Below are 20,154 nucleotides of genomic sequence, written 5' to 3' on the forward strand. Positions count from 1 at the left end.
TGTATTATAAGGAAGCGAATGTAAAATGTTATAAATTGATGATTGAAGAGCGATGTGGAACTGGCGAAATATCATTTTAAAAAATCACCCTGATAATATCCAGGTGAAATTTGTACACAAATTGGGGGATAATTATGAGGTAGAAGAGTTGGCTTGTAAAAGGATGGGTAAATATTATGAGGTGAATAATATTCCCTTTTTCATTCACAATATTGCTCTGGGAGATATAATATCGGTTGAGAAAAATCAAGGTTATTGGTATGATTCATTAATTAAGGAATCGGGAGCAAGTCTTATTCAGGTGGTTGCGTTGAGAGATACCAATATGAGGACCTATATGGAGGAGTTTAAAGAATATCAAACCGAAATGTATAGTGATTTGCTTATTTCCATTTCTATAAATCCATATCAAGATTACAAGTTACTAAAGAAGCGACTAGAATCAGGCCTGAAAGAGGGGATTTGGGATTATAAGGAGGCCTCTTTGTCAAAAGTGCATCGTGAAAATGTAACCGTGGAGTAATTGAATGACAGTCAAAGTTTATGGCTCTTTATATCTTTATTGCTGACGTTACAGCAAGGTGAAAACACTGCCGAGTCACACAGAGACCTACCATTTGTTTCAATCACACCAATAGAAGTGACATAATCTACTCCCTAAAATCCAGGGTCATCTCGACGGCAGGAGAGATCTATTTATTGGTTTAAGTAAAGCTTTTCATGCGGCTGTTTGCTTGCTTAATCCACTGTATGCATTACATAGCTTAGATACCTTACTTTTTTGCAATCGATCAAAAAAATAACAAAAAAAGCTACATTACTTCTGAGCTCAGGCGTAGCTGTAGTAGGCTTTGAAAGCCGTCATTCCTGAATCGTGGAGCATAGCGCAATGATATCAGGAATCTCACTGTTCGGTTAAGTTGTACCTGAGCGGTGAGCACTTCGTTTCGGCAGGGATGACGGTAATGATGATAGTGGTTATTGCGAACGAAGCGAAGTGTAGTGAAGCAATCCCGAGCTTTCTTCTACCGGCCAGGGCAGCCTGACTTCTCTAGGTCTTAGAGATTACTTCGTCCTATTTTTAATTAGTCATTTTATGAAATACTATTCGTAGATTGGCTTATTAAAAATATAGTGATTAATGAAAGAGCATAAACTATCTCTTATCATCATATTGAGTGTTTTATTTTGCTGTAATCAGGGGGAGAACACGGCATTAACTCATGATGTTATTGATATTAATTCAAAGGCAGACGGCTTGTCAATCTTTGCTGAAAATATTATTTCTACGCCTTTGTATGAGAGAGATATGGCAATTAACCCTGAAGGTAACGAGATGATCTATACGCTCGGAGACTATAAGCAAACGGCAAGGGCATTGGTAATATTAGAGAAAACCGATAGCAAATGGAGGGAGCCTAAAATAATGAGCATTTCCGGGAAGTATCAGGATATTGAACCATTTTATGCTAACAATGGGAATCGGCTGTTTTTTGCTTCCAACAGGCCTATATATAATGATTCTTCCAGAACGGATTATAATATTTGGTACAGTGACAAAATTGATAATCGCTGGACTGAGCCATTAGCGCTAGATTCGGTAATAAATACTGAAGGAGATGAATTTTTCCCTTCTTTAAGCGAAAAGGGAAACTTATTCTTTACTGCAACCAGGGGAGACGGAGTAGGTAAAGAGGATATTTTTATGTCAGAATTTAAGGCAGGTAAATTTACATCACCCATACCTTTGCCGATAGAAATAAATTCAGAAATGTATGAATTCAATGCCTATATAAGTCCTCAAGAGGATTTAATCATCTTCAGCTCATATGGGCGAAGTGATGATTTGGGAGGTGGAGACCTCTATTTTAGTATAAAAGATGCAGCAGGTAACTGGAGCCAATCAAAAAATATGGGTAAGTTAATTAATTCTAATAGATTGGATTTTTGCCCCTTCATAGATTGGGAAAATCGCAATTTTTATTTTACCAGTGAAAGAACTTATAATAGTAAAGAAACCATAAAAAGTGTAGACGGCTTAAAGCAAAAAGCCAATAGTCCTTTAAATGGTTTTGGTAATATTTATAGAATAGGACTAGATAAGTTAGAGATAGAATGAGGCCTAAAAATTCATTTAAATTAATGGCAATGAGCTTAAAATCTTTTCACCATTCCCTTAATAAAGTCATAGCATAAGATATTAAAAATCATGCTGCTGCAATCACTACAGCAGCATGATTCAAATTTAATGCTTACTCTACTATTTCAATGGTATTTTTCCATTCAAAAGTACCTACTCGTTTACTTACTAACCATTGGTTTTCAGTGCGTACATAATCATCTTCATAAGTAGCACCAATCGTGGTTTTTATGTTTTTGCCATTTTCTTCTCCTATCAAAGTAATTAAACAATAACACTTACCTGTTGCAAGATCTCCGTTGATGGAAACAATTTGTTGTCCGTTAAAATGATAAAGGGTTTCAACGTCCTTATTGAATTTTGCAAACGCTTTTGCCATCTCATTTCTACCTTCAATTCTTAATATGGTTTTACCTTCAGCTATTGTTTCGGAAAGTGCGTTTTCTGTAAAGAATTGAACCTGATTTTTAAAATCCTTTTTATCTCCGTAGATAGAAATATTATCTATCAGTTCTCTTAGAGCAATTTTGTCTGATAATTCATTCAAATTCATATCTTAAACTGTAAGTGCTATTTTACCTTGAATATGACCTTTTTCAGCTCTTTCATGTGCTTTTCTGGCATCCGCCAAAGTGTGGACACTGTCTATAACTACTTTTACAATACCGCTATCAAGTAATTCTGCGAGTTCAGCTAGTTGAGCTCCATCTGACCTAACTTGTGTTGCAGATACATTAACTCCCATTTTAGTGGCTTCATCAGCACCGGAGAAACCTAGTGGGAAAACCGGGAATAATGAACCTCCTTTTTTCAAGGTTTTTAAGAAACGGCCTGTAGTGGCTCCTCCCACACAGTCTACTACTAAATCAAGATCTGAAAGAGCTTCGTCAGCAGCTATTTTGGTATAATCGATGAATTCATCGGAACCAAGGTCTTTTAAAACCTTTTCTTGTTTGCCAGAAGCCACTGCTATAACATAAGCTCCCTTCCATTTGGCCAATTGTACTACAAAGTGGCCAACACCTCCGCCAGCACCATTAACCATTACCTTTTTACCTGAAAGCTCTACCGGTATATGCTTGTTAGGTTGGAGTGGGTTAGGCTCATCATGACCAACTTCAATCAAAAACTGCCAAGCGGTAAGTAGCGACAGAGGAGCCGCTGCTGCTTCAATAAAATCTATTTTTTTAGGCTTTAAGGCTATTTCATCCACAGAAACACTTACATATTCTGCATATGCCTGACTCGGGCCATAACTAGGGAATTTAACCATTGAATACACTTCATCACCAACAGAAAAATTACTTACGTCGTCTGCTACCTTCACTATTTCACCTGCGATATCGGTGCCCAATATAATAGGAAAAGGTACCTCAGGCTGCCATTCTGGAGGCAACATCTTATATCCATCACGTAAATACCAGTCAGGTGGGTTGAGTCCTATGGCTTTTACTTTTACAAGAACTTCTCCATTCGCAATGCTAGGAGTGGGGGCATCTTCATAATTGAGTACTTCCGGTCCACCATATTCATGCTGTCTTACGGCTTTCATTGTAGCGGGTATATTGCTTATTTGATTAATACTTGAATCCATAATTTTATTATTTAAATGAGTTACAAAGCTGAGGGAATAGTATACTTTTGTCAAGTATGTACTTTTTTGTATCTTACATACTAAAAAGAAAGTATTATTGATAATCAGTATGTTATGAGTAAAAGTAAAATAAAAGAATGTCCGGAGGCTCCCACTTGCTCAGTTGATTATGCCTTTAGACGTATAGGAGGAAAGTACAAAGGAAGAATTCTTTGGTATTTACATGAGCAAGGTGTTTTGCGCTATGGAGAATTAGGAAGGCATATGCCAGATATTACCACCAAGATGCTTACCCAAACACTAAGAGAGCTAGAAGCAGATAAGCTGATTAAGCGTAAAGTGTATCATCAAGTACCTCCTAAAGTAGAATATTCGCTTGACGACATAGGTAATGAGCTAATACCATTTATTCAGTATTTAAAAGAATGGGGAGATAAGCAGATTGCTAATGAGCAGGCTATTGAGAGTAAGTGAGTTAGAATTTCATAATGATTGTTTAGAGGTTGAGAATTAACATGTAACATACATTTCTTTCATAAAGCTACCTTTAATTATAAAATATTCTTTCTTATAGTTACCTGTAGAGAAAAGTAGTGTGTTTTTTGTTTTTAATCAACAAAGCGAAGTGCTCAGCTGATTGTTTGATTCTCTTATTGATTGGTTTGAAAATTATACAAACCTAATTTGATCAAATCCGATTAATAGAAGTAGAGAAAAGTAATAACAGAAATTTAAAATTCAATAAAATGAGCAGTAACACACAAGGAAAAGTAATAGTAATTACAGGAGCGAGTAGTGGATTGGGAGAAGCTACGGCTCGTCATATGGCTAAGCAAGGTGCTATTTTAGTGTTAGGAGCACGAAGGTTAGATAGAATAGAATCAATCGTGGCTGACATAAAAAAAGATGGTGGTGAGGCCTTAGCAATACAAACTGATGTAACCAAAAGGGATCAGGTTCAAAATCTTATTGAAAGTGCCCATGCTGAATTTGGAAGGGTAGACGTGGTGTTAAATAATGCAGGAGTAATGCCTCTTTCTCCTGTCGAAAATTTAAAAGTAGAAGAGTGGGAGCAAATGATAGATGTAAACATAAAAGGCGTGCTTTATGGAATAGCAGCAGCGTTACCTTTTATGAAAGAACAAAAATCAGGTCAATTTATTAATGTTTCTTCAGTAGCAGGTCATAAGGTATTCCCTGGTTCTGCAATTTATTCTGCCACTAAATCAGCCGTAAGAGTGATCTCAGAAGGGTTGAGGCAAGAGGTGAAAGGTTATAATATACGCACAACCATCATATCTCCTGGAGCTGTAAAAACAGAATTGCTGGAGCATATCAGTGTAAAAGAAGTACAAAAGGCTAATCAGGATTTTGTGGGCCAGATAGGCTTAACTCCTGATGCATTTACCAGGTTGATAGCTTTTGCCGTTAATGAACCTGAAGATGTAGATATTAATGAGATATTATTTAGAGACTGTCAATTCATCTCTGTCTAAACTTTGGATATAAAGAAATAATGTTTAGACTAAAGAGCAATGAACAAACAAGAGAAAGAAGAATTAAAGGAAAAAGCACTTAAACAATTTTTAAAAGGAGAATCTCTATTTGGTAAGGATGGGGCTTTCAGCCCCATGTTGAAGGAGTTCTTAGAAGAAGCTCTGGAAGCAGAAATGGAGGATCACCTATCCAGTGAAGAAAAAGGACGCTCTCATGGCAATAAGCGCAATGGCAAAGGCCAGAAAACAGTTAAGAGTAGTTTAGGAGACGTTGAGATAAATACTCCTCAAGATCGTCATAGCAGCTTTGAGCCAAGAATAGTAGAGAAACGCCAGCGTATACTGGCAGACAATCTTGAGAAGCAAATAATAGCCATGTATGGGCTAGGTAATAGTTTGAGAGATATTCAAGAGCACATCAAGGAGATGTATGACACAAATATATCAACAGAGGTGTTAAGTGATATCACAGACCGAGTGATCCCTAAAGTAAAGGAGTGGCAAAATAGGCCATTAGAATCGGTCTATTGTATTGTTTGGCTAGATGCCATGCATTTCAAGGTGCGAGATGAAGGTAAGGTGAAGCATAAAGCCCTTTATAATATCTTAGGGATCAATAAGCAGGGCAACAAGGAGATATTGGGCATGTACCTATCAGAAAGCGAAGGAGCTAATTTTTGGCTTCAGATACTTACTGAGCTACAAAATAGAGGCTTGAAAGATATTTTGATAGCCTGCACTGATAACTTGAAAGGTTTTAGTGAAGCGATACACTCCATCTACCCACAAACAGATGTTCAACTTTGTGTAGTTCATCAGATTCGAAATAGCTTGAAATATGTAGCCAGTAAAGAACAGAAAGTGTTTATACAAGATCTTAAATTAGTTTATCAAGCAGACACAAAAGATCAGGCAGAGACTGCTTTATTAGAACTGGAAGAAAAATGGGGAAAGAAATATCCTGTGGTGATACGATCTTGGAATGATAACTGGGAACTACTTAGCACTTATTTCGATTACAGTAAACCCATAAGAAAGTTAATATACACTACAAATCCAGTGGAGGGCTTTCATAGACAAGTAAGAAAAGTTACCAAGAGTAAGGGAGCATTTACCAGTGATATGGCCTTGATGAAATTAGTTTACTTAGTTTGCAGACGTATTGAGAAAAAAATGGACTTCACCTTTGCGGAATTGGGGTTTGACGGTGCAGCAATTAGCCATTAGATTTGAGGGAAGATTGGAACTGGAACTAAAAACCAGTCAAACCAAAAAATAAAAAATTCCCTCCCAGGGGCTAGCCCCTGGGAGGGAAGCAGACAGAGATGAGCTAACACTCCCATTATTTAGGCCAACTGCACAAGAACTTTAAGTTAAAAAGATCTTCAGTGGATAAAGAAACACTATTTCTATTGAGAAAATTATAACTTATTGAAAAACAATATCATATGATTTTAATTAGAAGGGTGAGTAATCACCCTTCTTTTTTGCTCAATTTTAAATTATTAATTTCATTCTCCTTTAATACAGAGCTAGTTCATATAATCTTGCCATTGAATCAGTACATATTTGGTGATACATTTCTTAATTCGTTTAAGGAAAGCTTTTCAAACATCTGCTGGCTTGGTTAATCCACAGTCTACATTCCATATCTTGTGTTCTTTACTTTTTTGCAATCGATCAAAAAAGTAACAAAAAACTCTTTCTTGCTGCGAGGTCTTCCGCTCACTGAAGCATTTCATAGTTATGAACTGCCACTAAGGACTTGAGAAAAGCCTATTTTTCAAACCTCCTTTACCTCACGACGGTACAGCAAGATAACGTACTGACCAAAATAAACTGGTCATTGCGAATGTAGCGAAGCGTAATGAAGCAATCTCGAAGTTGCTTATGCTGCCCAATGCAGACTGCTTTCCATAGTTTCGAGATTACTTCATCATATCTTCCTCGTAATTACCAGATAGGGAAGACCAGCGTTTCTTCCCAGTCAGCATGTCAAAAGGTAGACGGTAAATATTTCTTTTGAAACAGGCTTATCAAAGACCCGGTACTAGCACCAAAGCAATTCCCTTTAAAGGCCCAGGAAAAAAGAAAAGTTGCCTGAAGTATTATCTCAAAATGAAGTAAAACGAATGATAGCAACAATGAGCAACCTGAAGCACAAGTGCATCATTAGTTTACTTTACTCAGCTGGGCTGAGAAGGAGTGAACTCTTAAACTTAAAAATATCGGATATTGACAGTGAACGGATGCAGATAAGAATAGAAAACGCAAAAGGCGGAAAAGACCGTTATACTCTTCTAGGAAAGAATGTCTTAGAAGATCTGACAGTATTATAAGAAATGGAGGCCCAAGCAATACTTAATTGAAGGGCAGAATGGCGGACCATACAGTAGAAAAAGTGTGGTCAATGTGGTGAAAGAGGCGGCCAGGAGAGCGAAAATACAGAAAAATGTAGTTCCTCATATGTTACGGCATAGCTTTGCCACACATTTATTAGAAGATGGCGTAAACTTAAGGCAAATACAGTTGCTTCTTGGGCACAACTCAACCAAGACCACAGAGGTATACACACATATAGCTAACACCTCTATGAAATTAATCAGAAATCCTTTAGATTGAACCCATAATAAAAATAAGGGAATGTGTTTCCCTTACACGGATGTTATAGCCAATAAAAGAAAAGACACAAATGATAATAGGGCTCTCAATAAAATATTTTAAGACATATTCAGCTACCAATTACATCCCTTTATCAAATGGTCAAAACTTTAATGGTATTGTTGGTAACAATGGAATCGGTAAGAGTTCGGTTTTGGAAGCTTTAGATTGCTTATTTAACAATGGTGATTTCAATTTTAATACTACAGTAAGAAAAAGTGGTGAAGACACAACCACCCCTCATATTGTTCCCTTCTTTTTGATCAAAAAAGATTCAAGAATTATCAAAGAAGATAATTTGAAAGTGGCAGAAAAATATAGTGATTTCATATGGTCTATTAAAGAAGAAGATATTCTTTCTCAAAATCGCGAGCATCTTTCTTTGCTTTTCAGACAATTTGAAATTTTAAAGAGAGATTCTCTAAAGGACGACTATTTAATCCTTCCGATTGGGATTAATCACAAAAAGGAAATTGATTTAACTTTTTTCAATGTAAAGTCTTTGGCGGATATTTTAGGGGAAAATATCGGAGCAAACAAAAAAATCGAGCAAACACGATTAGATGAGCTTTTCAAAGGGATCTTGGAAGACCTGTTAACTTTTTATGAATATATATATATCCCAAACGACATTGACCCATCTACTTTTACGAATCTTGAAAATAAACATATACAAGCCTTAATGGGGAAAACGCTCATTGAAGTGATATCTAAATGTGTGCCCCGAACTGAAATTGCAAAAATCAACAGGAATTTAAATGACTTTTTAAAAGAGCTAGACACGGTCTTGTTAGAATACTCATTTAAAACCCCGACTGATAGGCAATTAATGATTCGTAAAGCAAATGTTTACAATCTGATTATTGAAGATTTTTTCCGAACCCGAAAATTGCATAAAAAATCGGGTACACATTGGTTGGATGTTAGTTTGTTAAGTTCTGGTGAAAAACAAAAGGCAATTATTGACCTGACACAACACTTTTTGAATAAATATCGTGAGAATTCAAGCAATATAATCTTGGCAATAGACGAACCTGAATCTTCGCTTCATATGTCAGCTTGCTATGAGCAATTCAATTCCCTATTTAAAATAAGTGAAATGTGCTCACAATTATTATTTAGCACACATTGGTATGGCTTCATTCCTACTATTGCAAATGGGAATGTTACTGTTATCACCAAAGACCATAAAAATAAACACCAATTTGACTTAATATCAGTTTCAAATTATCGCGAAGAAATTAAGCAAGACATAGATAGTTCTAGAGGTTCATTACCTTATGATGTTAGATTAAAAAGTCTAAATGACTTTATTCAATCTATTATTACGAGCATACTTAGTAATGAACCATTTAATTGGTTATTGTGCGAAGGCTCATCAGAAAAAAAATACTTTGAACATTATTTTAAAGAAGAATTAGAAAGTAAAAAATTACGGATTATCCCAGTTGGTGGTGCAACTCAGATAAAAAGAATTTATCAAAACTTATTAGTCACATACGAAGATTTTAAAAAAGATGTGAAAGGAAATGTTATTCTATTAATGGATACTGACGCCAGTTTAGTTGAATTTGAAACAAAAAACAATGAGAATAAGCATCTGAAATGTTTCAGAATTGTAAATGACGATTCAAAGAATGAAACCGTTTTGATAGATGTTCATAAAACTCCGAAAACTCCAAAAACTGAAATTGAAGATGTATTATGTGGGAAAACATTTTTTGAAGCTTTAAAAATGTTTTCAGGTGATGCAGAAATAGATGAATTCATTGAATCCATTAACGCAGATAATGTAACAACGGAATCAGTTTATTATTCTTTGGATTTATCTCCAAAAAAACAACAGGCATTATCCAAGATATTCAAGAAAGGAAATTTCAAGTTTGAATTCTCGGAAAAGTATATAGAATGTATATCTGATGAACACCTTGTTCCTAAATGGATATTACAACTAAAAGAATTGATGAATTAAAAGGCTATAATCGAGTAGACGGCTCTGACTCAAATTGAGCCAGAGTGCGCCTCTCACATCACCCGGCGTACGGTTCTCGTACCGGGCGATTCACTGAATCTCTGGTTGAAGTTTTAGGTAATAATCCAGCATGCTTTGATACCCTTTCTTTCTTAGTCGTGATACGGTGATGGTTGTTCTCAGGATGGGGCTTTGAGCTACTGCCCAGCCGCCCATCCTTGTTCGACTCCAGGCGTAAGCCTGACCCTGTTTCACTCCTAATCGGATGAGGTTTTTGCGTTTCCGCTCCAGCTTTTTCCAGTCGTGCCAAATACAGTACCTTAACCTGTTGCGTAGCCATTCGTCAAGCTCCTTCACCTTGGCCTGTATACTAGCCAGCCGGTAGTGTTGTATCCATCCGGTGAATACTTGCTTTATTTTAACTAATCTTTCAGCTAAGCTGTAAGGTTTGGTCTTTTTGGAACAAGCCTTGAGCTTACGTTTCAGGGTTTCCCTCCCTGACTTATTGACTACCATTTGGTACTTACCTTTCTCTCCCTTTTTGTAGGTAGGCACAAAGGCATACCCTAAAATCTTGAAGTTATGAGGCCTGCATATGCTACTCTTTTCTCGGTTTATAGGTAATGCTAGCTTATATTTTAAGAACATATACACTAAATTACCTGCTTTTCGAGCTTCCGTTTTTGACTTGGTATAAATACTAAAGTCATCGGCGTATCGAACGTATTTGAGTCCTCTTTTCTTCAGGTATTTGTCCAGTACATCCAACATAATATTAGACAGAAGAGGACTTAAAGGGCTACCTTGTGGCATTCCTTTCCTGCGCTTATACAACTTTCCCTTAATAAGGATCGGTGCACGTAGCCATTTGCGGATTAGCCATAGGGTAGTAGGGCATTTAACTTTGTGGTAGATAAGTTGTAAGAGTTTATGATGGCTTACTTCATCGAAAAATGCTTTCAAGTCGATATCTACAATATCCTGATATCCATGGTTGATGTATTTTCTGGCTTGTAGTACGGCTTGTTGCAGGTTTTTCTTCGGCCTAAAGCCATAGCTGTAGGGTTCAAACTGTAGTTCAAACCTTTTGGCTAATTGTTGGCTAACTGCTTGTTGCAGCCATCGGTCTGTTACGGTAGGTATCCCCAGCATTCTGGTTTTACCATTTCCTTTGGGTATTGTTACCCCTTTGATAGCATTAGGTACATATTTCCCCTGTAGAATGCTCATGAGAATGTCTGTTTGGTGAGCCTTAAGATATTTCTTCAGTTCATTAACAGTCATGTTATCCACACCTGCAGCTCCTTTATTAAGCACCACCTTTCGGTGTGCTTTGTAGAGATTTTTGGGTTGTAGAATTTCTGCTATCATTTACTTTTTCCTTCTGTCTGCTTAAGAATAGGCTATACTGGCTCAAAGCCCAGTATTCCTAATCGAATTAGGACACGATTCAATGTTTGGTCCTTCATTACCTGGTGAGACCTCCTTGTTTTCAAGGCTCGTTACCAATAACTACTATGACCTCTGCTGACTTCTTCCTGCTCAACTCGTGGGCGGAAGACCTCCCTCGGTACGGCAAACATCCTTGTGTATATCGCTGCCACATCTACTATTTCGGCACTAGCCTCTTTTCGAGGAGTTGGACTTCGGCAGCATGTGTTACCTCATCCGGCCTCATAGCCTCTGTATGTAGTTCATGTTCTTCAGTACAGACACCGCAGTCTGGCTTACTTCAGTTCTAACCTCACGGTTAACAACCTTGCCACTTGCTTCGCTTCCAGGCACGACCCCAGCGCGTAAAGGACTTTCACCTCTTGGAACACTCAAATTCTTGAGTTATATTCACCATTCAAGGACACACATTGGATAGAGACGAATGGCCTAAAGCATTTCATCGCCATCTGCTCTGCAACTTGACCACTAAATCTGCTCAGGGAAAGGAAGTGGTTATCTGCTGAGTGAATTACGAAGGATCGGTGACTTTCTCAACGCAATGCGAACTTGCCAGTTGTATCTCACTGCAGATTTAGCTACTTTAGATTTTCATTGAACCGGGAGGGCCACTCGCTCTATCCGGGCGTTAGAGTTCACTTAAGAAAATGTTAAATAAACTTAAAAAAACACTAGAATTAATTACTGGCTATTGGATTTATCAAAAACGACATCTGCCAGTAGGAACTGATTTAGAGGTAGATCTTCAGCGAATTAATCTTCTGAAAAGTATGATAGTTTTTGACGTTGGAGCTAACATTGGTCAGACAGCTACCTATTTCAATAAATTGTTTCCTAGAGCAACAATCTACTCTTTCGAACCAGTCAAAAAAAGCTATGAGGAACTTAAAGACAATACTCAAAATTTACCTAGGGTAAAAGCAAATAACATTGGATTTGGTGAACGAAATGAGTCTATTGAGATAACTCTTAATCCTAACCCAACTTGTACTGCAAACTCCTTAAAACCTGAGTTAATGAACACTAATTCAAATGGGGTAAAGGAAACGTTAGATATTAAGAAAATCGATACGTTCTGTGAAGAAAACGGACTTAAGAATATTGATTTTCTTAAGATCGATACTGAGGGCTGGGAAATTCAAACTTTAATGGGTGCTGCTAATACAATTGCTAAACACAATATAAAAGCGATTATTTGCGAAGTAGGGTTTACAAATGAAAACAATCGGAACACACCTTTTCAAAGGGTAAATGAATATATGTCTAACAATGGCTTTTACTTTTATGGGCTTTACGATATAAGTCACATCCAATTAAAAAAAGGAAGTCATTATGGCAATGCTCTATTCATCAATACAAGATATTTAAAAGAACTCTAATTGAGTAGACGGCTCTGACTCAAATTGAGCCAGAGTTCGCCTCTCCCACCACCGTACGTACCGGTCTGGTATACGGCGGTTCATTGAATCTCTGGTTGAAGTTTTAGGTAATAATCCAGCATACTTTGATACCCTTTCTTTCTTAGTCGTGATATGGTGATAGTGGTCTTCAGGATGGGGCTTTGAGCTAATGCCCAGCGCATGAAGACCCTCTCGAAAGCTGGCCCTTCAATAAAAACGTTACAGGACATTTTATTTACGCTCCGTCCTCTCGGTACGGCAAATATCCTTGTGTATATCGCTGCCACATCTACTATTTCGGCACTAGCCTCTTTTCGAGGAGTTAGACTTCGGCAGCATGTGTTACCTCATCCGGCCTCATAGCCTCTGTATGTGGTTCATGTTCTTCAGTACAGACACCGCAGTCTGGCTTTATTCATGCGTGTTTTATTTTAAAGGTATTCATAAATGCTTTGCATTTCTTCAGTTCTAACCTCGCGGTTAACCACCTTGCCACTTGCTTCGCTTCCAGGCACGACCCCAGCGCGTAAAGGACTTTTACCTCTTGGAACACTCAAATTCTTGAGCTATATTCACCATTCAAGGCACACACAATGGGTATAAAAACATAGGGCGGACGGTGCTTTCCGCAAGTTTTAGGCACTTAGCAAACTTGGTTATGGGCGGACAATTAAGTGCTTCGAATTGCCCTGCGTTTCATACCCGAGACCGTTATAGGCAATAGACCAAAACCTGAAAAGAGAAAATATGAATACTTACGATAACAAAACTCAAAAGAATAAGAGCCAATCGGCGGCAAATGCTGTTGGTCAAAAGAAGAGCGTTAGTGAGTCTACTTTTCAATTTGTCGATAATAGACCTCAGACTGTTACTCAACGAAAGCTGCAGGAGATGGCTAATAATAGCCCTCAAGCCAAACAAGCAGTACAATTGCAAGCCATGGCAGATAATTATTCTGCTCAACAACAGCAGCCCATCCAAAAGATAGAAAACAACACAGGTTTACCTGATAATCTCAAATCAGGAATAGAAAACCTATCCGGTTATTCCATGGACGATGTGAGAGTCCATTACAATTCAGATAAGCCAGCTCAATTACAAGCTCATGCTTATGCTCAGGGTACTGACATCCATTTGGCCCCTGGACAGGAAAAACATCTACCTCATGAAGCATGGCATGTTGTTCAACAGATGCAAGGAAGAGTAAGGCCGACTATGCAAATGAAAGTCAAACTAAATGTGAACGATGATGCTGGTTTGGAAAAAGAGGCTGATGTTATGGGGGCAAAAGCATACGCGGAAAATCAAACCGGCTTTGTTCAAAGAAAATTAAACAGGACAGTAAAACAGTCAACGACTGTGTTGGGTCAGTGGGTTATACAACGCTTAAAACATGGATTTGACCTATTAAATAAAAGCGATGAAGAATTTAAAAAAATATTCATTGATTGGGTGAAAAATGAGTACACTTTGAGCGAATATACCATTACCTATTACGACTATTACCTTGTGCTAAAGCGAGCGGAAAAACTTGATTTCAACGAAAACGAGATTAACCCGTCCAGTTCCAAGCAGGAATTACTTTCTAAGTTTAGTTCCATTTCTGGGTTTCGTGATGAACCTGTCCACGCCGTACAGGAGGACGTAAGGGGAATACGACACAATAAACGAAAAAAAAACAACGAAAAACGAACTGCATTACTTGGTACCTATGTAGGGAAGGGGAATCGAAAAAATCATGTACCGAGAACATTAGGCGCATTTGTGGAAGAAGCTCCCAACCAAGAAAAAATCGACAGCCGAAAAGAAAAATGGTTGCGCGTTCCGGATGAAGATTGGTCTTCTCTTGTCAATGCCGAATGGGTGAATGCCATGGCGTCACATGGACACAACTTTAAAATTGCATCGCCGCTGTCCGAAGAACAGATGGAGTTGATCCGTACTGCGTTTAAATCCGCGCAGAACGGATCAACTTTCCTGACCGCGTTACGCACTAAATATTATGATAAACAGGTTCGAAAATCCAAAAATCCTCTGTGGGACGATACCCGAGAGGATCATGAAGCCGATGCACCATCAACATTGGCATATGAGATAGCAGGACTCCTGGATGAAGGCAAGTATGAGCTTGACCCCTTGTATGAAGACCGGAAGGGGATGTTAAAAATCCGAAAACGGCAGCATGGTAAAAATGAGGCGAGAAAGCAACAAATGGAGGCCATTTACCACAAGGACTTTTTGGCAATACAGGAATTCAATCAGTTTTGCATTACAAAAATTGAGTCCTTAATAGAGCGGCGATCAAATGGAGACCTGAAGGTATACAATACAGTGAAGGCGGTCCGTACCCAACATTACTCGCAACTGCGCGATCAATGGGTCGCAGCTGCTAAAGTAGCACGGGAAAATAATTTTAAAATCTTTCTGAAAAAACGCAAAATATTGCGAGCATCTTTGATGGCATGGAAGAAGGCTCTAGATATTATACTACTCACAGAGCCTAATGTAAAATCAAAACACAAAAATTTCTTTCATAGATTGCTTTCGGATGCGAAAAAAGAATTGGATAGTTTCGATACCTCAAAGTGGACAAGGTTCTTGAATTCATAAATTGACAGGATAAGTTGAACTATAATACAAGGAGATGTTCCAAATACTTTTAGGACATGCTATAAATGATCTGTATGCATTACAATTCTCTAAAACACTCAAATTGAATCCAATTATATCAATGCTGCTTACAGAAATGCCTTTAATCGAGGTACTGTCTTAAAAAGCAAGTAATTAAATAGGATTTTTCTTATATTCCGGAAGCGAAAAGAGGACTTCAGGCGATTCGTTGCACGGGAGTTTTATCTTGTGTAGCCCCGGCATTAGTTGGGGCTACTGGTATATAGTCTCCTTTGTGTCCAAGCGAAATGAGGAGCTTAGGTTCATCATTGGCTGGAAGTATTGCTTTTGTTCCAAATCTGGATCATAGACTTCATTTTTACGCCAGAGCGTCCAGATCAATATTAGTAATTTTCGTTGGACAGCTACATACGCCTGCATTTTTGTTTTTCCCCGAGCTATCAACCGCTCGTAAAGAGAACTAAAGGGCATTAGCTGGTGTCTAACTACACCAAAAGCGGGCATATGCATAGCCCTTCTTATATGAGCATTTCCCCCACTGGTCGTAGGTTAAGCGCAGCGGTCCTAAGACCTATCATGTGCAAGAGCGTATGCTCGGAATAAGATAAGCAGATGTCTGAAGATACAATGTGCTATTAGTATTTCATGACACCATTTTGTGCTTAAAGAAATGAATTTGAGCGGATGCTACGACCAATTATGAAAAGCAGGCTTTCATACACCCATTAACCAATAAAAACCGTCATTCCTGAATTATGAAGCATAGCGCAATGATATCAGGAATCTCATTGATCAGATAGTACTATCTGAAAAGCCAGATCCCTGCTCTTCACTTCGTTGCGGCCGGGATGACGGTTTGATGATGGTTTATGTTAAAGAATACGCAGTATTTGCTAATTTAAAGAAGTGCAACTAAGCCATCTCTAAGTTACTTTTGCTCCCCAGCCTAGCTTGCTTTCAGTAGCCTCGACATTACTTCGTTATATCTTCTTTGTAATTACTAGGTAGGGAGGTTTCGATTCTAACCATCCAGTCAGCCTCAGCTCGTCTAAGGGTAGACGCTCAGGACTGATTGATGATCTATTTTCCTCAGACAGTAACCTTAATGAAAAAGGGCATCATCCAGAATGTTAAAGTTGCAAAAATAGCTGTTACTATCAGCTCTTAACTTTCAACTAAAGACCATTTTATTATATGAAATAAATATTTCATTTTGATTACATGTAAAATATATAATTATAATAGATTAATGGAGTGGTGAATATAATTGGTAGCACGCTCCGCTACACCCCATCATAATTCCTATTTGATCAGAGCTCATGAAATATACAAATCAGAAAGTGCCATTTTCTCTCATGTTATACTTCTTTTTACTGGCATTAGGTTGTCAAGGCCAGCATTCTAAAGAAGAGAAGTTGTCAGGTTTTAGGTAGTTAATTACTGCAGATAGCTATCCTAATATTGATGCTATCATTGTTTCTCAAAATAATCAGATACTAATTGAAGAGCATTTCAATGTACTGTTCGCATCCGGTAATAGCGGACAGTACATGATGATATTGGAAGAATATAATGCCGTGGTCACTTTTACAGAGAGTAACTATGGTAACTGGAAAGGGAAATTACCGTTAAATATTCCTTTGAAGCATGTTATTCCATTATTAGAAAAAGAAGTATAATACCGCTAATCCTCTGAGGCTTATCGTTATTAACTTTAACTGTTAACATATTAGTAAGGAAAATACAGACAGATCAATATGAGCAAGCATCCTTTACGAACTCAAATAGAAGAAATTGTAGAATTGACTGATAATGAATTTGAATTTGTGCTTAGTCATTTCCAAAAAAAAGTATTCAAAAAGCACCAAATCGTATTGCATGAAGGAGATTTTGCCAGATATGACTTTTTTGTAATTAAAGGACTCATGCGAGTTACTAAGCTGGACACAGAAGGTAAAGAGCATATTTTGCAATTTGGTATGGAAAATTGGTGGATTACTGATGCTGAGGCATTTCACCATAAGACCAAATCCACCTTAGTGGTAGACTGCCTGGAAAATACAGAAGCATATTCATTAACTTTAGAAAACAAGGAGAAACTGAGCCAAGAGCTGTCAAAAATGCAAACCTTTTTTTTGAAGAAAACAACTAATGGGTATATCGCTTTGCAAAAGCGCATTTTATGCTTTTTAACTAGTAATGCTAATGATCGTTATCATAATCTCATTACGCTCTATCCTGGTCTCATGCAGCGGGTACCCAAAGCTATGATAGCATCTTATCTTGGTGTTACACGAGAAACCTTAAGTAGACTTACTAAAGTTGAAGCTTAAAATGTGACATACCTCACCCCAGATTTTTGACAATTGTCCTCTCTATTCAAATTTACTCTTTAGAACTTTGTCGTATGGAAAATCATAATATGATGGCCATTAATGAGCATATTATACTTTTTTAATGCTATGATCAATTTACCTGATGATTGTATGTCGGGCAGTTTTCGCTTGTTGTGATTGCCATCATAAGTTTTAATTAAAAGATAATTTGAGTTTAAAATCTATAATTATGGAATATAGAAATTTAGGTAGTTCAGGGTTAAAAGTGCCTGCCTTAAGTTTGGGTACAGCTACTTTTGGAGGTACTAATGAGTTTTTTCAGCGATGGGGACAAACGGAGGTCAAGGAGGCCACTCGGCTCATTGATATTTGTATTGAAAGAGGGGTTAACTTTTTTGATACAGCCAATGTCTATTCTCAGGGAGATTCAGAAAAAGTATTAGGTAAGGCACTAGAAGGTAAGCGCGATAAAGTGCTTATTTCTACAAAAGCAACCTTTCAAATGGGTGATCAGCCTAATGAAATGGGATCTTCCAGGTATCATTTAATGAACGCGCTAGACGAAAGTTTACAACGACTCAATACTGATTACATCGACTTGTATTTTATGCATGGGTTTGATAGTAATACGCCTATTGAAGAGGCCTTGCGAACTCTTGATGCTATGATTAGTAGTGGTAAAGTAAGGTATATTGGGTGTTCTAATTTTGCCGCATGGCAGTTAATGAAGTCACTGTCTATATCAGATAGGCTTAATCTGGAAAAATATGTTATTTATCAAGGCTATTATTCATTAATAGGTCGCGATTTTGAACAAGAATTGATGCCTCTAATAGAAGATCAAAACATGGGGCTTATGGTGTGGAGTCCTTTGGGGTGGGGAAGATTGACTGGAAAAATAAAGAGAGGGATGGAAACCAAAGATGGCCGAATTAAGTCAGGGGGAGATATAGGAGCACCTCCGGTGGAAGAAAATTTTCTTTTTGATGTGGTAGATTTATTGGAAAAAATAAGTGATGAAACAGGGAAATCAATTCCTCAAATAGCCATTAATTGGGTGCTTCAAAATAAAACGGTTTCTAATGTAGTAATCGGAGCAAGAAATGAAAAGCAGTTGATCTCTAACCTTGACTCAGTGGGCTGGAATTTATCAGAAGAACACCATGATTTACTTAACAAAGTATCAGAACGTACGCCCATTTATCCGCATTGGGTTGGAGCTAGGTAGGAGAGGGCATTGGAAATGAAGTAGCTTTTATATTATCAATCGACCAGGATGGAGAGACCAATTAAATCACATGGCAGGTTAAGTTTATCATTGGCTTTATCCGCTTGGTCTTAAGTCTAGCTATGTGATTTTAATTTTAAACTAAATGAAGTGTTTCTCAGATCGGTAAGCTCTAATGACTTATCATAAATTTCTCTACATACTTATGCCCATCGGTGTAAATATGTAAAAAGCATAGCCCTGATTTAAATTGAGATATTGGCAAACTGGATTCGTAACCTTGTTGTTTGAAGACTGAAGATCCATTGCTATCATAGATTTCAAAAGTGGTGCTGCTCTCGATTAAGGATTGCGGGTATACTTTTATAAAGTCATATGCGGGTGAAGGAAAAAGCTTAACAATGTCTTGTGTTGGAGATACAGATTGCAAATGAGAATAGGCGTATTTTTGATCAAAATCAACTTGTTTTAGTCTGTAAAATACTCGGCTAGGTAGTAATGTAGGGTCAGTATAGCTGTATTCCACTAGTACATTGCTATTACCTTGTCCCTTAATTTTAGCTATGGTCGTGAAGCCTGTTCCATTAAAAGATCTTTGAACTTCAAAATACGCATTATTGAGTTCAGAAAGCGTAGCCCACTCCAGCCTTACACCCTCTTTAGTTTGACTGGCGTTGAAATAGTATAATTCTACAGGAAGAGGATCTATAGTGGCATAATTATACATGATAGGGTTTTCTGTAGAAAGATCATTTTCACTCTTAATAGAGTTTCCCGTAGGAGTTATGCTGCCGCCACGATTTACGGGTGCAGTATAAGCATAGATAAGATTGGAGTAGTTTTCAATATCACCTGCATAGCCAAGAGTGCTTTTAATGATGCTGATTCCATTATTTGTAAATGATGCATTATTGCCTACTTCTAAATCACCTGTTACTACTAATACACCATTTACCAGTAGCGTAAAACTACCATTAAGGTCTAGGTCACCATTTACCCATAAAGTATCTTGAATGATAAGGTCAGAAGTACCACCCATTGATAAATTTCCTTCATTGACTACAGAGCCATTTATTTCAATTTGAATATTACCTGTTACTGAAGTAGTGGGAGGTGTTCCTCCTTGCCAAGTAGCTTCCTCGGACCAAAGACCTGTTTGGTTATTGACTGAACTAAAGGTCTGGCTATAAGTGATGCATGGAGTTAAAAAGAGTAGAATAAAGAAGAGGCGTTTCATGATCTAA

16 protein-coding genes and 1 pseudogene are annotated in these 20,154 nt (G+C 37.6%); 13 read left to right on the forward strand and 4 right to left on the reverse strand.

The genetic code is table 11. The features are described 5' to 3' along the window. The first annotated feature begins 52 nt into the window (after positions 1-52). Positions 53-523 carry a DUF4265 domain-containing protein gene (locus LVD15_RS21235; protein WP_233777207.1) on the forward strand — a complete coding sequence of 157 codons (471 nt, stop codon included), beginning with the start codon at positions 53-55 and terminating at the stop codon, positions 521-523. Positions 524-1,141: 618 nt separating this feature from the next. Next, positions 1,142-2,119, forward strand: a complete 978-nt coding sequence (locus tag LVD15_RS21240; protein ID WP_233777208.1) for a sialidase family protein — start codon at positions 1,142-1,144, stop codon at positions 2,117-2,119. A gap of 133 nt (positions 2,120-2,252) precedes the next feature. Here the strand turns inward: LVD15_RS21240 and LVD15_RS21245 are convergent, their stop codons facing one another. Then, a complete protein-coding gene (locus LVD15_RS21245; RefSeq protein ID WP_233777209.1) occupies positions 2,253-2,693 on the reverse strand; it encodes a nuclear transport factor 2 family protein in 441 nt (146 codons plus the stop codon). 3 nt (positions 2,694-2,696) lie between these two features. Further along, entirely contained in the window at positions 2,697-3,734 is a 1,038-nt protein-coding gene (locus tag LVD15_RS21250) for an NADP-dependent oxidoreductase (protein WP_233777210.1), read from the reverse strand. Between the two features lie 114 nt (positions 3,735-3,848). On the opposite strand from LVD15_RS21250, the gene LVD15_RS21255 reads away from it, so the two are divergent. The 6 genes and pseudogenes from LVD15_RS21255 (at position 3,849) to LVD15_RS21275 (ending at position 9,863) form a co-directional block, all read left to right on the forward strand. After that, positions 3,849-4,208 (forward strand): winged helix-turn-helix transcriptional regulator, encoded by a 360-nt coding sequence (locus LVD15_RS21255; RefSeq protein ID WP_233777211.1) that lies wholly within the window; start codon positions 3,849-3,851, stop codon positions 4,206-4,208. A gap of 272 nt (positions 4,209-4,480) precedes the next feature. Next, a complete protein-coding gene (locus LVD15_RS21260) occupies positions 4,481-5,230 on the forward strand; it encodes an SDR family oxidoreductase (protein WP_233777212.1) in 750 nt (249 codons plus the stop codon). Positions 5,231-5,269: 39 nt separating this feature from the next. Then, a pseudogene (locus LVD15_RS21265) lies at positions 5,270-6,509 on the forward strand (IS256 family transposase). An 865-nt stretch (positions 6,510-7,374) separates the two neighbouring features. Next, positions 7,375-7,569: a phage lytic cycle repressor MrpR family protein gene (locus LVD15_RS26925; protein ID WP_255763408.1), complete on the forward strand. Its 195-nt coding sequence runs from the start codon at positions 7,375-7,377 to the stop codon at positions 7,567-7,569. A 64-nt stretch (positions 7,570-7,633) separates the two neighbouring features. Further along, the gene (locus LVD15_RS26930) at positions 7,634-7,852 is read left to right on the forward strand and encodes a tyrosine-type recombinase/integrase (RefSeq protein WP_305038973.1); all 219 of its coding nucleotides are present in this window, start codon (positions 7,634-7,636) and stop codon (positions 7,850-7,852) included. 70 nt (positions 7,853-7,922) lie between these two features. Further along, a complete protein-coding gene (locus LVD15_RS21275; protein WP_233777213.1) occupies positions 7,923-9,863 on the forward strand; it encodes an AAA family ATPase in 1,941 nt (646 codons plus the stop codon). A gap of 90 nt (positions 9,864-9,953) precedes the next feature. Here the strand turns inward: LVD15_RS21275 and ltrA are convergent, their stop codons facing one another. Then, positions 9,954-11,234 (reverse strand): group II intron reverse transcriptase/maturase, encoded by a 1,281-nt coding sequence (gene ltrA, locus LVD15_RS21280; RefSeq protein WP_233777214.1) that lies wholly within the window; start codon positions 11,232-11,234, stop codon positions 9,954-9,956. A gap of 728 nt (positions 11,235-11,962) precedes the next feature. On the opposite strand from ltrA, the gene LVD15_RS21285 reads away from it, so the two are divergent. From LVD15_RS21285 to LVD15_RS21300, 5 genes are all read left to right on the forward strand, one after another. Beyond that, positions 11,963-12,694 carry an FkbM family methyltransferase gene (locus tag LVD15_RS21285; RefSeq protein WP_233777215.1) on the forward strand — a complete coding sequence of 244 codons (732 nt, stop codon included), beginning with the start codon at positions 11,963-11,965 and terminating at the stop codon, positions 12,692-12,694. Between the two features lie 768 nt (positions 12,695-13,462). Next, positions 13,463-15,325, forward strand: a complete 1,863-nt coding sequence (locus LVD15_RS21290) for an eCIS core domain-containing protein (RefSeq protein WP_233777216.1) — start codon at positions 13,463-13,465, stop codon at positions 15,323-15,325. Positions 15,326-16,896: 1,571 nt separating this feature from the next. Next, the gene (locus LVD15_RS26935) at positions 16,897-17,025 is read left to right on the forward strand and encodes a hypothetical protein (protein ID WP_255763310.1); all 129 of its coding nucleotides are present in this window, start codon (positions 16,897-16,899) and stop codon (positions 17,023-17,025) included. A gap of 78 nt (positions 17,026-17,103) precedes the next feature. Beyond that, on the forward strand, positions 17,104-17,679 hold the full coding sequence (locus LVD15_RS21295; protein ID WP_233777217.1) for a Crp/Fnr family transcriptional regulator: 576 nt from the start codon (positions 17,104-17,106) through the stop codon (positions 17,677-17,679). 232 nt (positions 17,680-17,911) lie between these two features. After that, positions 17,912-18,910, forward strand: a complete 999-nt coding sequence (locus LVD15_RS21300; RefSeq protein ID WP_233777218.1) for an aldo/keto reductase — start codon at positions 17,912-17,914, stop codon at positions 18,908-18,910. Between the two features lie 172 nt (positions 18,911-19,082). Here the strand turns inward: LVD15_RS21300 and LVD15_RS21305 are convergent, their stop codons facing one another. Next, entirely contained in the window at positions 19,083-20,147 is a 1,065-nt protein-coding gene (locus LVD15_RS21305) for a T9SS type A sorting domain-containing protein (protein WP_233777219.1), read from the reverse strand. Positions 20,148-20,154: the final 7 nt, after the last annotated feature.

The sequence above is a fragment of the Fulvivirga maritima genome, assembly GCF_021389955.1.
Lineage (GTDB): Bacteria > Bacteroidota > Bacteroidia > Cytophagales > Cyclobacteriaceae > Fulvivirga > Fulvivirga maritima.